Genomic DNA, 11298 nt, shown 5'->3' on the forward strand with positions numbered 1-11298 from the left:
CTCGTCGGCAGAGGGCCGTGTCTCAGTTGTTGCGCTGCCCGTAGGCCGCCAGTGCCCGCTCCCGCCCCTCCGCCAGACCCACGACGGGCCGAGGGTAGCATCGATCGGGCGCAAGGCCCCAGCTTCGCGGCACCGCCTCGAAGAAGGCAAGCGCCTCGGGGCCGGGCCTGCGCGCGATTTCAGCAAGGAACCTCTGGCGATAGGCACACTCGGGATCGAACTTCTCGGCCTGGGTCGCGGGGTTGAAGATGCGGAAATAGGGCGAGGCATCGGGCCCCGACCCTGCGACCCACTGCCAGCCGAGCGCGTTCGACGCCGGGTCCCAGTCGACGAGGCACTCCTCGAACCAGGCCTGGCCCACGCGCCAGTCGGTCAGCAGATGTTTGGTGAGGTAACTGCCCGCGATCAGCCGCGCGCGGTTGTGCATGGTGCCGGTCACGAACAGCTCGCGCATGGCGGCATCGACGAAGGGCTCGCCGGTCATGCCGCGCCGCCAGCGCAGCGCGTCGGGATTGTCGCCGCGCCAGGGAAAGCCGTCCCAGTCCGCACGCCAGTTGCGGCGCGCGATCTCGGGCGTGTGATAGAGCAGATGCCAGCCGAACTCGCGCCAGACAAGCTCCTGGAGGAACTTCTCGGCCCCCGCCCGCCCCTCGGCGCGGGCACGCATTCCGGCGTGCCACAGGCTGCGGGCCGAGATCTCGCCATAGGTGATATTTTCCGACAGGCGCGAGGTCACGGGCGCATCCGGCCGGTCGCGCTCCGCGGCATATCGGTCGACGGGACCGCTCAGGAACCGCGCCAGCCGCTCCGCCGCCGCCGCCTCGCCCACCGCCAGATGCGGCGCGACGACGGCCGCGCCGCGGTTCATCGCCCGCCCCAGATCCCAGTCGGCCAGTCGCTCCGAGACCGGCCATTCCGCGGGAGACGGCAGCCGCGCGGGCGGCGCGGAGCAGGCCGCGACGGGCCGGTCCTTCACCGCCTTCCAGAACGGCGTGTAGACCCGGTAGAAGCCGCCCTGCCCGGTCTCGACCTCCCAGGGCTCGAAGATCGTATGGCCCGCATGGCTCGCGGCCCCGATCCCCGCCCGCCGGAGCCCCGCCTTCACCCCCTCGTCGCGCGCCCGCCAGTCCGGCTCCCACAGCCGCGACCAATGCACGCCCGCAGCCCCGGTCTCGGCCACCAGCGCCTCGAGCACAGCGAGCGCCGGCCCCCGCCGCAGCACGAGCCGGCTGCCCATCCCTTCCAGCGCCGCAGCGAAAGCCTCCAGCCCGAGGCCCAGCCGCCATTTCGGCGCGGCGCCCAGCGCCTCGGTCTCGGGATCGAGGATGAACAGCGGGATCAGCGGCCGGCCCGTGGCCGCCGCCTCTGCCAGCATCGGATTGTCGGCCAGCCGCAGGTCGCGCCGGAACCACAGGATCAGGGGAGCGTCGGCCATCATGCCCTTTCTCGTCTCCTCCCTGCTACGCGCGAGCCCGCTTCCCGGATCATCCTCTCGCACCACCTCTTTCATTCTGGTTGAAATATCCTCGGGGGGAGATCGGCCGGAGGCCGATCCGGGGGGCAGACGGCCCCCCGCGCCCCCTCGGCCTTCAGCGCGCCAGCACCGCGTCGAGCGCGAGCATCAGCTGCGCCACCTCGGCCTCCGACGTGTAATGGACGAAGCTCAGCCGCAGCACGCCCCGGGCGGGGTCGATCCCCAGCGCCTCGAGCGGACGGACGGCGTAGAAATCGCCCGCGCTCGCCATGATCCCGTGCGCGGCCAGAGCGGCCGCGACGGGCGCCACGGGCCGGTCGAGCGCCAGCGCCACGGTGGGGGCACGGGTCTCGGGCGTGCGCGGCCCGATCAGGCGCAGATCGTTGCGCACCGCCAGCTGATCGAGCAGCGGCCGCAGAAGCCGGATCTCATGCTCGCGCATCAGCCGGTGCACCGCGCGCGACCGCTCGAGCGGCGGGGCCCCGCCCGCGCCGTGATGGGCCGCCAGCGCATCCACATAGTCGGCGAGCCCCGCGCAGGCCGCGACCTGCGCATGGTCCGGCCCCGCCGGGGTGAAGCGCTTGAACAGCGTGCCCGCGTTGAACCAGTGCCCCTGGGCAGGCAGAAGCTCGGCCACCGCGCGCCGCATCAGCAGGATCCCCTGATGCGGGCCGTAGGTCTTGTAGGCCGAGAAGAGATAGATGTCGGCCCCGAGCGCCCCCATGTCGGGCAGCCCGTGCGGCGCATAGCTCACCCCGTCCACGCAGGTGAAGGCGCCCGCCGCCCGCGCGGTGGCGCAGATCTCGGCCACCGGATTGATCTCGCCCACGACGTTCGAGCAATGCGGGAAACAGACCAGCCGTACCCGCCCGTCGGCCAGAAGCGGCGGCAGGCCCGCGGGATCGAGATGGCCCGTCCCGGGATCGATGCGCCATTCGCGGACCTCGATCCCTTCCTCGGCCAGCCTGCGCCAGACGCCGCTGTTGGCCTCGTGGTCCTGGTTCGTCACGACGATGGCCCCGCCCTTGCGCGCGAGCCAGCCGCGCACCGCCTGCGCCAGAACGTAGGTGTTGGCCGAGGTCGAGGGGCCGAAGGACAGCTCGTCCTCCTCCACCCCCATCAGGGCGGCAAGGCGGCTGCGCGCCTCGTCCATCTCGGCGCCCGCCGCGTGCGAGGCGGCATAGGGCGCATAGGGCTGCACCTTGCGCTGGCGGTAGAAGCGGCTCAACCGGTCGATCACCGGCCGACAGGTGTAGGAGCCTCCCGCATTCTCGAAGAAGGCCTGTCCCGCCAGCGCGGGTTCCGAGAAGGCGGGAAAGCAGGAACGGACGAAGCCGATGTCGAGCGAGGTCATGCAAACTCCGGGACTGACCGGCCGAGGCTAGCCATCCGTCCGCTGCAAGACAAGGCATCCTCCGACCGCGCCCCTTACGGCCGAGGCGGAGCGCCCGGCCGGGCCGTGGCCGCTGCACTCCCCAAGGCGCCGCCACCCGCCGTCGCCCTCCCCCGGTCCGCCCACGATCTGCCCGTCCGCCGCACAAGCCTGCGTGAAGAGCGCGCCCCGCGCTTGCCCCGACGCGGTGCCGCCCCTCAGACTGCATTAAAGGCTTGAGCCGCTACCGCCCCTATTCTAGCGTCCGTCCATCGGCCGGCCAGCCCGGGACCCGTCGCAGACCAATGTTTCAAGGAGCTTACATGATCCGCCGCACCACCCTCCTGGCCAGCGCCGCAGCCCTCGTCGCGCTGCCCGCGCTTGCCGCCGATCCCGACCTCATCGTCTTCGACTGGGCCGGCTTCGAGAGCGAAGGCCTGATGAAGAGCTACATCGAGAAGAACGGCCAGATGCCGACCTACGCGCTCTATGGCGACGATGACGAGGCCTTCCAGAAGGTGGCCTCCGGCTTCAAGTCGGATGTGACCCATCCCTGCTCGCAGATGGTCTCGAAATACCGCGACGCGGGCCTGATCGAGCCCTGGGACGTGAGCCGGATCCCGGAATACGAGAACATCGCGCAGCGCTTCAAGGACTCCCGGATCTTCAATGACGATCAGGGCGTGTGGTACATCCCCACCGACTATGCCTACACGGCCATCGCCTACAATACCGAGAGCGTGCCCGCCGAGGATCTGGCCTCGGTGCAGTCCTTCCTCGACCCGAAATATGCCGGCCGGATCTCGCTGCCCGACAACACCGACGACATCTGGTCGCTGGCGCTTCTGGCCACCGGCGTCTCGGACTGGACCAACCTGACCGAAGAGCAGTTCCAGGCCGGCGCCCAGTGGCTGCGTCAGGCGCACGAGAATGTCCGCGCCTACTGGGCCGACCCGTCCGAACTCGCGCAGCTGATGGCGACGGGCGAGGTGCAGCTCGCCTGGACCTGGAACGACGCCATCGCGCTGATGCGGCAGGAGGGCTTCCCCGTGGGCTTCCAGCGTCAGTCGAAGGAGGGCTCGGCCACCTGGTTCTGCGGCTATGTCAACATGAAGGACGCGCCCGGCAGCGAGGACAAGGCCTACGACTTCATCAACTCGTGGCTGGCCCATTCCTCGGCCGCCTCGCTGCTCGAAAGCCACGGCTATGCGCTGACGAACGAGGCCGCCATGGCCGAGATCACCCCCGAGGCGCTGAAGAAGGCCGATCTCGACCCGGTCGACACGACGCTGCTTTCCCAGACCCCGCTCGACCCGGCGATGCGCGACCGGATGCTCGAGGAGTTCGAGAAGATCAAGGCGGGCTTCTGATCCGCTGGCGGGCGCTCCGGCGCCCGCCTCCGCACCCGCGCGGGACGGCCGCGCCTTCTCCGCGGCGGGATCCCCGCCGCCGTCCCGGTTGCGCGACGCAGGCCCCAGGGCCCGCGGCCCTTGCCCCCTCCACGGCACCTGCCGGAACCGGGAAGCCCGAGCACCGGACGGCCGCTCCGACATGCCAGGGCGCCGGCTGCCGGCAGAGGGCCACAAGCACCGTCCCGCTCCCGAACCCGTTCGGAAGAACGGTTGACGCTCCCGCCATCTGCGGGCGCCGCGGCCTCCCGGCCCTCTTCCGCTCGCCCGGCCTGACCTCGCTCTTCACCCGGCCCGTGGCGGACCGGCTCTGGTGCCCCTTCGCATGGTGCCGCTCGGGAATGCGGCACTTCCCGTGCCCTTCCACGAGACCTCCCCCGCAGACGCCCTGCCTCGAGCGCGGCCTCCTTCACCTTCCCGGGTCGCGCCGGTCGCAGCCCCATGCCCCGCGGACCCGCCCCGGCACGCCTGCGGCCGCTTGCGGAGGCCGCCCCTCCCGCCTATATTCCGCCTGTCCGGGGCAACCCGGACTATGGACATAAACGCGCTCGTAATAAGCGGATCGGACCCGGGGGCGGTACCCGGCGGCTCCACCAACAGTCCCTCGTTGGGGGCGGAGGGGGCCGAAACAGGATCGACGAACGTCTAAAGGGGTTGGCTTTGTCCCGGTGAGGTACCACCGTTATCGGTCCGAAAAGTACAGTTGCCAACGACAACCGTGCTCCGGTGGCTCTGGCTGCGTAAGCAGTTCGAGTTATCGAAACTTAAGCCCTTGCGCTTAGCCGCGTAAGGCGGGGTTCGCAGGTACCTGGCAACAGAAACCTGCACTTCCTCCTTGCCCTGCGACCCGGCCCGCGCCACGCTGCGCGCCATGATCCGCGCGCTCGCCCTCGCCCTGTCGCTCGCCTGTCCCGGGCCGGCGCGCGCCTGCGACACCGCCCTCCTTCTCGCCATCGATGTCTCGGGCTCGATCGACCGCGGCGAATATGCGCTGCAGGCGGAGGGGCTGGCCCTCGCCCTCTCCGACCCGGCCGTGGCCGACCTGCTCCTCGCGGGCCAGAGCGCCCTCGCCATCGTCCATTGGTCGGGGGTGGGCCGGCAGGCGCTGGCCTTGCCCTGGCGACGGATGCTGACACCCTCCGACGTGGCGGCCTTCGCCCGGTCGAGCCGCGCCCTGCCACGGGCCTTCACCGCCTCCGACACGGCGGTGGGCGAGGCCATCTCCTTCTCGCTCGCGCAGTTCGCGGCCGTGGCCGACTGCCGGCGCAGGGTCATCGACATCTCGGGCGACGGGCCGGAGAATGCGGGCTTCACCGTGGCCCGCGCCCGCCGCGCGGCCGAGGCCGCCTCCGTCGAGATCAACGCCATCGCCATCGAGGACATGGGCGCCTCGTCCCCGATCACCGCCTTCTACGACCGCTGGGCCATCACCCGGACGGGCTTCGTGCTGACCGCCCGCGGGCTTCAGGACTACCGTCGGGCGATCCGCGAGAAACTGCTGCGCGAACTCGGCAAGCCCGCCGGTTGAACCGCCCCGCCGTTCGCCTTCCGGCTGAAAATGCGAGGCGCCGCCCCCTTTTCTTCCGAACCGAATCCCCTATGCTGGCCCCGAAGCGACAGGGGATCTTGCATGGCGCGTTCCATCGACTACGGCAACCTCATGCACCGCGCGATGCGGGGCCTGATCCAGAGCGTGCTCGAGGATGTGGCCGCGCACGGGCTGCCCGGCGCGCACCATTTCTTCATCACCTTCGACACGACCCATCCCGATGTGGCCATGGCCGACTGGCTCCGCGCGCGCTATCCGCAGGAGATGACAGTCGTGATCCAGCACTGGTACGAGAACCTCTCCGCCGACGACCGCGGCTTCTCGGTCACGCTCAACTTCGGCAACCAGCCCGAGCCGCTGGTCATCCCCTTCGACGCCGTGCGCACCTTCGTCGACCCGTCCGTGGAATTCGGCCTCCGGTTCGAAACCCACGAGGAGGACGAGGAGGAGGAAGCGGGCAGCGACGAGGATCCCGACGGCGACGACGAGCCGCCGCGCCACGACGCGCAGGTCGTGAGCCTCGACAAGTTCCGCAAGTAGCGCAGGCCCGCGCGCTTTCACTCTGCCCAAATATCCCCGGGGGAGTCTCCGGCCCTGCCGGAGACGGGGGCGGGCAGCCCCCGCGCCGGTGCCGTATGCGATGGCATGCCGATTGATTTTCCCGCCCGTCTTGCCTAAGAGCTTGCGGGAAAATCAAGGAGCTTGCGCATGACTGCAACCCGCACCGAGACCGACAGCTTTGGCCCGCTCGAGGTTCCCGCCGACAAATACTGGGGCGCCCAGACGCAGCGGTCGATCCAGAACTTCCCGATCGGCTGGGAGAAGCAGCCGGTGGCCATCGTCCGGGCTCTGGGCGTGATCAAGAAGGCCTGCGCGCTCGTCAACATCGCCCAGGGCGACATGCCCGAAGAGCTGGGCCAGGCCATCGCCGCCGCCGCGACCGAGGTGATCGAGGGCCGCTTCGACGACAATTTCCCGCTCGTCGTCTGGCAGACCGGCTCGGGCACCCAGTCGAACATGAATGCGAACGAGGTGATCTCGAACCGCGCCATCGAGATGCTGGGCGGCACGATGGGCTCGAAGAAGCCCGTCCATCCGAACGACCATGTGAACATGGGCCAGTCCTCGAACGACACCTTCCCCACCGCCATGCATGTGGCCATCGGCATGATGGCGCGCGACGTGCTGCTGCCGGGGCTCGAGAAGCTCCATGCGGCCCTTCTCGCCAAGTCGGAAGAATTCAAGGACATCATCAAGATCGGCCGCACCCACACCCAGGATGCGACGCCGCTGACGCTCGGGCAGGAATTCTCGGGCTATGCCAAGCAGGTCGAGAAGGGCATCGCCCGCGTGAAGGCCTGCCTCCCCGACATCTACGAGCTGGCGCAGGGCGGCACGGCGGTGGGCACGGGCCTCAACACGCGGCAGGGCTGGGACAGCCGCGTGGCCGCGAAGATCGCCGAGATCACCGGCCTCCCCTTCGTCACGGCGCCGAACAAGTTCGAGGCGCTGGCCGCCCACGATGCGATGGTCATGTTCTCGGGCGCGCTGAAGACGGTCGCGGCCTCGCTCTTCAAGATCGCCAACGACATGCGGCTTCTGGGCTCGGGGCCCCGCTCGGGTCTGGGCGAGCTGATCCTGCCCGAGAACGAGCCGGGCTCCTCGATCATGCCGGGCAAGGTGAACCCGACGCAGGCCGAGGCGCTGACCATGGTCTGCGCCCATGTCATGGGCAATGACGCGGCGATCGGCTTCGCGGGCAGCCAGGGTCACTTCGAGCTGAACGTCTACAATCCGATGATGTCCTACAACGTGCTGCAATCCATGCAGCTTCTGGGCGATGCGGCGGGCAGCTTCACCGACAACATGGTGGTGGGCACGCAGGCCAACGTGGCGCGGATCGACAAGCTGATGAAGGAGAGCCTGATGCTGGTGACGGCGCTGGCCCCCACCATCGGCTATGACAATGCCACCAAGGTCGCCAAGACCGCGCACAAGAACGGCACGACCCTGCGCGAGGAGGCCATCGCCCTCGGTCTCGTCGATGCCGAGACCTTCGACCGCGTGGTCCGCCCCGAGGACATGATCGGGCCGAAGGGCTGATGGCCGAGATCGTCAACCTTCGCGCGAAGCGCAAGGCGGCGGAGCGTGACGCCCGCCGCCGGAAGGGCGACGAGAATGCGGCAAAGCACGGCCGCACCAGGGCCGAGCGCATGCTGGAGGAGACCCGGGCCGAAAAGGCCCGGGCGCATCTCGAGGGCCACCGCCGCGAGACGGACGCGCCCGACGAGCCCACCGATCCATGAACGGCCGCCCGGAGAAGCACTCGCTGACCCTGAAGGGCCACCGGACCAGCGTCTCGCTCGAGGCCGACTTCTGGCGCGCCTTCCGCGAGATCGCGGCCGAGCGCGGCCTGCCGCTCAATGCGCTCGCGGCCGAAGTGGACGAGGCGCGCGACCCCGAGGTGGGCCTCGCCTCCGCGCTCCGCGTCTTCGTGCTGCGCCACTACCGCACCGGCCGCTGAGCCTCCGCGCGCGGCGCGCCCATCGTCACATGGCCCGAGCTCGCCCGGTCGATCCGCCCCCGCGAAGGCGCCCGGCCGCGGAATCGCTCGGCCAGCGGTTTCGGCCCGGCGGTCACGCGGAAGACATCGTAGTCTCCCGCCCGGTCATAGGCGCAGAGATACTGCAGATGGCGCAGCCCCGGCCGGCCCCGCAGCCTGCGCCTCCGCGCGGGCGAGAGCGTCTCCGAAAGCGCGGCCGAGATCACCAGCGGCCAGAGCTTTCCTTCCGGGGCCACGCCCGACACCGAGACCGGATCGCAGAGCGCGAAGCAGAGCGGATCCTCGGGCGCGCTCACGTCGATCCAGGTCAGCTCCGCCGCGGCCGCCAGCGCGTTCAGATCGCGCCGGAATCGCCGGGCCTCGGGCAGGAAGGACAGAAGGGGCACGCGCTGGCCCAGCGTCAGGAGCGCAAGCGCCGGCCTGTGGGCGGGCAATCCGCCGCGCAGGAGATCGGCCATGAGCGAGACGGCGAGGACCGCGCCCGTGGAATGGCCCACCACCAGGAGCTCGTCGCACTCGCTCCGCAGCGCCTCCGAGAGGACGGCGCGGAAGCGGCCCATCCGCTCGGCGAGGGCGGGCGGCAGGGCCCCGCGCTGCCGGGCCAGCAGCCCCAGATCGGCAAGCGGCAGCGGAGGGAAGCGGACCCGCAGGAGGAGGACGCCGGCAAGCACGAGGCCCGCGAGCCAGCCTGCGGGCGGCCAGATCAGCGCGGCCAGCGCCTCTGCGAGCAGCAGCCCCGCAGCCAGAGCCAGCACGGCGAGCACCGAGAGCACCGCAGGCGGCACCAGAAGGGCCAGCACCGCCACCGGCCGCAGCTTGAAGAGGCGCAGGAGCGCGCCGGTGGCGAGATAGATCCAGAGCGTGCCGATCCTGCCCGCGAGCCCTGGGCCGATCGCCTGCCCCGCCGCTCCGGGCACGAGATCGGCCCAGGGCAGAAGCTCGACCTCGGTCTCGCAGAAGCCCGCCTCCATCGCGCCCGAGACGCGCCAGGAGGCGGGCCCCCGCCCCGGGCGCAGCGCAAGCGCCATCTCCGCAAGGTCGGCCTGAGCCGCGCCCTGCCGCAGATAGAGCTCCCGGTAGAAGGCAGGCGACACCGCCTCGCCGCCGGGGATGAGGAACACCCGCCGCCGGAAAGGTCGCTTCAGCTTCGGTTCCGCCAGCAGGTCCATCGTCCGCTCCCGTCACGACAGGAGCAGATTACCCCAGCCGGGCCAGCGCCGGGAAGGTCTCGAGCAACCAGTAGGAGAAGCTCGAGAAGCCGCCCGTCAGCATGAGAAGGCCGATGGTCCAGAGCAGCAGCCCCATGATGCGCTCGATCCGCTCCATATGGCGCTTCATCCAGCCCATGACGCCGGTGAGCCGCGGAAAGAAGGCCGCGACGAGCAGGAAGGGGATGCCGAGACCCGCGGCATAGATGGCCAGCAGCGTGGTGCCGCGCGCGATGCTCGCCTCGGAGGCGGCCAGCGTCAGGATCGCGCCCAGCTGCGGGCCGATGCAGGGTGTCCAGCCGAAGGCGAAGGCGAGGCCCAGCACATAGGCGCCGAAGGCCGAGCCGCCGCGGTCGCCCGCATCCATCCGCATCTCGCGGTCGAGGAAGGGGATGCGGTAGACCCCCACGAAATGCGCCCCGAAGGCCATGACGATGACGCCCGCGAGCGTGGCGAAGGTCTCGGCATTGGACAGGAAGAAGGCGCCGAAGGCCGAAGCCGTGAAGCCGAGGAAGAGGAAGACCGTCGAGAGACCCAGCACGAAGAAGAGCGCGGCCATCAGCGGCCCGCGCCGGGCGCCCTGATTGAGCTCCTTCATCGAGATGCCGCCCATATAGGCGAGGTAGGGCGGCACGATGGGCAGCACGCAGGGGCTGAGGAAGGAGAGCACCCCCGCCACCAGCGCGATCAGCATCGCCGGCAGCAGCCCTGCGTCGATCAGGTCCAGTCCGAACATCTTGGCTCCCTCTTTGTCCCTCTCCTAGCCGCTCGCCGCCGCCCCGTCACGGGGGCGCGTCTCACATTGACGTGGATCGGCCCCCGGCGTATCGCGCGGATACAGGCCGCGCGCGTTGATCCGGCGCAACCTCTGGAGACGGCGATGGAGTTCGACGAGGATCTCGACTGCGCGGGGCTGCTCTGCCCCCTGCCCGTCCTGCGCGCCCGCAAGCGGCTGATGGCCATGGGGCCGGGCCGGGTGCTGCGGGTGACGGCGACCGATCCGATGGCGGTCATCGACCTGCCGCATTTCTGCGCCGAGGCCGGGCACGAGGTTCTGTCCTGCGACCGTGTGGGCGCCGAGAGCATCTGGCTCATCCGCCGCGGCTGACCCGCCGGCCTCCCCGCAGATCGCGAAGCCCCGGAACCCCACCTGCTCGAGCGCTCGGCCACCGCGCGTGCCTCGCATCGGCTCCCGCCTGCTCGGGCGGTGGGCCACCGGGCGTGCCTCGCATCGGACCCCGCCTGCTCGGGCGTGGGCCACCGCGCGTGCCTCGCATCGGCTCCCGCGGGAACGAACAGGGGCGCCCGGAGGCGCCCCTGTGTCAGTCTCTGGAGATCAGCGGCCGATCGACCACCAGCCGCGACGCTTGGGCTTGTTGTCCTCGCCCTCGCCCGCTTCCTCGGCCACCGGCTCGGGCTGCGGCGCAGGCGTCTCGGCCGCTTCGGCGACGGGCGCCGTATCTGGGGCCGTCTCCGTCGCCTGGGCGATCTCGAGCGAGGCTTCCGCCGGCGTCTCGTCGACCGTCACGGCCACCTCGACCGCGGGAGCGGCCTCCGCGGCGGCAGCCGTCTTGCGGCTGCGGCTCGTGCGGGTGCGGGGCTTCTTCGGCTCCTTGGCAGGCGCTTCGGCGGCCGGGGCTTCCGCGGGCGCCTCGGCGGCGGCTTCGGCCGGAGCCTCCTCGGTCACCTTCGGCTTGCGCGTCCGGGTGCGCTTGCGCGGGGC

Annotated in this window: 11 protein-coding genes, 1 other RNA gene and 1 pseudogene; 8 read left to right on the forward strand and 5 right to left on the reverse strand. The window is 70.6% G+C overall.

Features of this window, described 5'->3' with window-relative positions; translation table 11 throughout:
• Positions 1 to 22: 22 nt before the first annotated feature.
• Both phrA and A9O63_RS16775 read right to left on the reverse strand, forming a co-directional pair.
• Positions 23 to 1438: a DNA photolyase PhrA gene (gene phrA, locus A9O63_RS16770; RefSeq protein ID WP_167354635.1), complete on the reverse strand. Its 1416-nt coding sequence runs from the start codon at positions 1436 to 1438 to the stop codon at positions 23 to 25.
• A gap of 151 nt (positions 1439 to 1589) precedes the next feature.
• Positions 1590 to 2828 carry an aminotransferase class V-fold PLP-dependent enzyme gene (locus A9O63_RS16775; protein ID WP_069332955.1) on the reverse strand — a complete coding sequence of 413 codons (1239 nt, stop codon included), beginning with the start codon at positions 2826 to 2828 and terminating at the stop codon, positions 1590 to 1592.
• Between the two features lie 341 nt (positions 2829 to 3169).
• Between A9O63_RS16775 and A9O63_RS16780 the strand changes: the two genes are divergently transcribed.
• The 7 genes from A9O63_RS16780 (at position 3170) to A9O63_RS16810 (ending at position 8328) form a co-directional block, all read left to right on the forward strand.
• Positions 3170 to 4216 carry an ABC transporter substrate-binding protein gene (locus A9O63_RS16780; protein ID WP_069332956.1) on the forward strand — a complete coding sequence of 349 codons (1047 nt, stop codon included), beginning with the start codon at positions 3170 to 3172 and terminating at the stop codon, positions 4214 to 4216.
• 513 nt (positions 4217 to 4729) lie between these two features.
• Positions 4730 to 5084: a transfer-messenger RNA gene (gene ssrA / locus A9O63_RS16785) on the forward strand.
• 42 nt (positions 5085 to 5126) lie between these two features.
• On the forward strand, positions 5127 to 5783 hold the full coding sequence (locus tag A9O63_RS16790) for a DUF1194 domain-containing protein (RefSeq protein ID WP_069332965.1): 657 nt from the start codon (positions 5127 to 5129) through the stop codon (positions 5781 to 5783).
• Between the two features lie 102 nt (positions 5784 to 5885).
• The gene (locus A9O63_RS16795; RefSeq protein WP_069332957.1) at positions 5886 to 6344 is read left to right on the forward strand and encodes an SspB family protein; all 459 of its coding nucleotides are present in this window, start codon (positions 5886 to 5888) and stop codon (positions 6342 to 6344) included.
• A 168-nt stretch (positions 6345 to 6512) separates the two neighbouring features.
• On the forward strand, positions 6513 to 7907 hold the full coding sequence (gene fumC, locus A9O63_RS16800) for a class II fumarate hydratase (protein WP_069332958.1): 1395 nt from the start codon (positions 6513 to 6515) through the stop codon (positions 7905 to 7907).
• A complete protein-coding gene (locus A9O63_RS16805; RefSeq protein ID WP_069332959.1) occupies positions 7907 to 8110 on the forward strand; it encodes a DUF4169 family protein in 204 nt (67 codons plus the stop codon). Before fumC ends, A9O63_RS16805 begins: the two co-directional genes overlap by 1 nt.
• Positions 8107 to 8328 carry a ribbon-helix-helix domain-containing protein gene (locus tag A9O63_RS16810; protein WP_002719290.1) on the forward strand — a complete coding sequence of 74 codons (222 nt, stop codon included), beginning with the start codon at positions 8107 to 8109 and terminating at the stop codon, positions 8326 to 8328. The genes A9O63_RS16805 and A9O63_RS16810 overlap by 4 nt, the downstream gene beginning before the upstream one ends.
• On the opposite strand, the gene A9O63_RS16815 is transcribed toward A9O63_RS16810, so the two are convergent.
• The gene (locus A9O63_RS16815) at positions 8310 to 9536 is read right to left on the reverse strand and encodes a hypothetical protein (RefSeq protein ID WP_069332960.1); all 1227 of its coding nucleotides are present in this window, start codon (positions 9534 to 9536) and stop codon (positions 8310 to 8312) included. The genes A9O63_RS16810 and A9O63_RS16815 overlap by 19 nt on opposite strands.
• 28 nt (positions 9537 to 9564) lie before the next feature.
• Positions 9565 to 10311: a cytochrome c biogenesis CcdA family protein gene (locus tag A9O63_RS16820; protein ID WP_002719288.1), complete on the reverse strand. Its 747-nt coding sequence runs from the start codon at positions 10309 to 10311 to the stop codon at positions 9565 to 9567.
• 144 nt (positions 10312 to 10455) lie between these two features.
• Between A9O63_RS16820 and A9O63_RS16825 the strand changes: the two genes are divergently transcribed.
• Complete coding sequence (locus A9O63_RS16825; protein WP_069332961.1) at positions 10456 to 10683, forward strand: sulfurtransferase TusA family protein; 228 nt, start codon at positions 10456 to 10458, stop codon at positions 10681 to 10683.
• A 228-nt stretch (positions 10684 to 10911) separates the two neighbouring features.
• Here A9O63_RS16825 and A9O63_RS16830 read toward each other — a convergent pair.
• A pseudogene (locus A9O63_RS16830) lies at positions 10912 to 11298 on the reverse strand (ribonuclease E/G); the annotation flags it as partial.

This window comes from Cereibacter johrii, from assembly GCF_001720585.1.
Lineage (GTDB): Bacteria > Pseudomonadota > Alphaproteobacteria > Rhodobacterales > Rhodobacteraceae > Cereibacter_A > Cereibacter_A johrii.

Coding starts and splice junctions, on each gene's coding strand:
- A9O63_RS16795 (WP_069332957.1), top strand. CDS start 5,886: ATGGCGCGTTCCATCGACTACGGCAACCTCATGCACCGCGCGATGCGG.
- A9O63_RS16780 (WP_069332956.1), top strand. CDS start 3,170: ATGATCCGCCGCACCACCCTCCTGGCCAGCGCCGCAGCCCTCGTCGCG.
- fumC (WP_069332958.1), top strand. CDS start 6,513: ATGACTGCAACCCGCACCGAGACCGACAGCTTTGGCCCGCTCGAGGTT.
- A9O63_RS16820 (WP_002719288.1), bottom strand. CDS start 10,311: ATGTTCGGACTGGACCTGATCGACGCAGGGCTGCTGCCGGCGATGCTG.
- phrA (WP_167354635.1), bottom strand. CDS start 1,438: ATGATGGCCGACGCTCCCCTGATCCTGTGGTTCCGGCGCGACCTGCGG.
- A9O63_RS16825 (WP_069332961.1), top strand. CDS start 10,456: ATGGAGTTCGACGAGGATCTCGACTGCGCGGGGCTGCTCTGCCCCCTG.
- A9O63_RS16775 (WP_069332955.1), bottom strand. CDS start 2,828: ATGACCTCGCTCGACATCGGCTTCGTCCGTTCCTGCTTTCCCGCCTTC.
- A9O63_RS16805 (WP_069332959.1), top strand. CDS start 7,907: ATGGCCGAGATCGTCAACCTTCGCGCGAAGCGCAAGGCGGCGGAGCGT.
- A9O63_RS16790 (WP_069332965.1), top strand. CDS start 5,127: ATGATCCGCGCGCTCGCCCTCGCCCTGTCGCTCGCCTGTCCCGGGCCG.
- A9O63_RS16810 (WP_002719290.1), top strand. CDS start 8,107: ATGAACGGCCGCCCGGAGAAGCACTCGCTGACCCTGAAGGGCCACCGG.
- A9O63_RS16815 (WP_069332960.1), bottom strand. CDS start 9,536: ATGGACCTGCTGGCGGAACCGAAGCTGAAGCGACCTTTCCGGCGGCGG.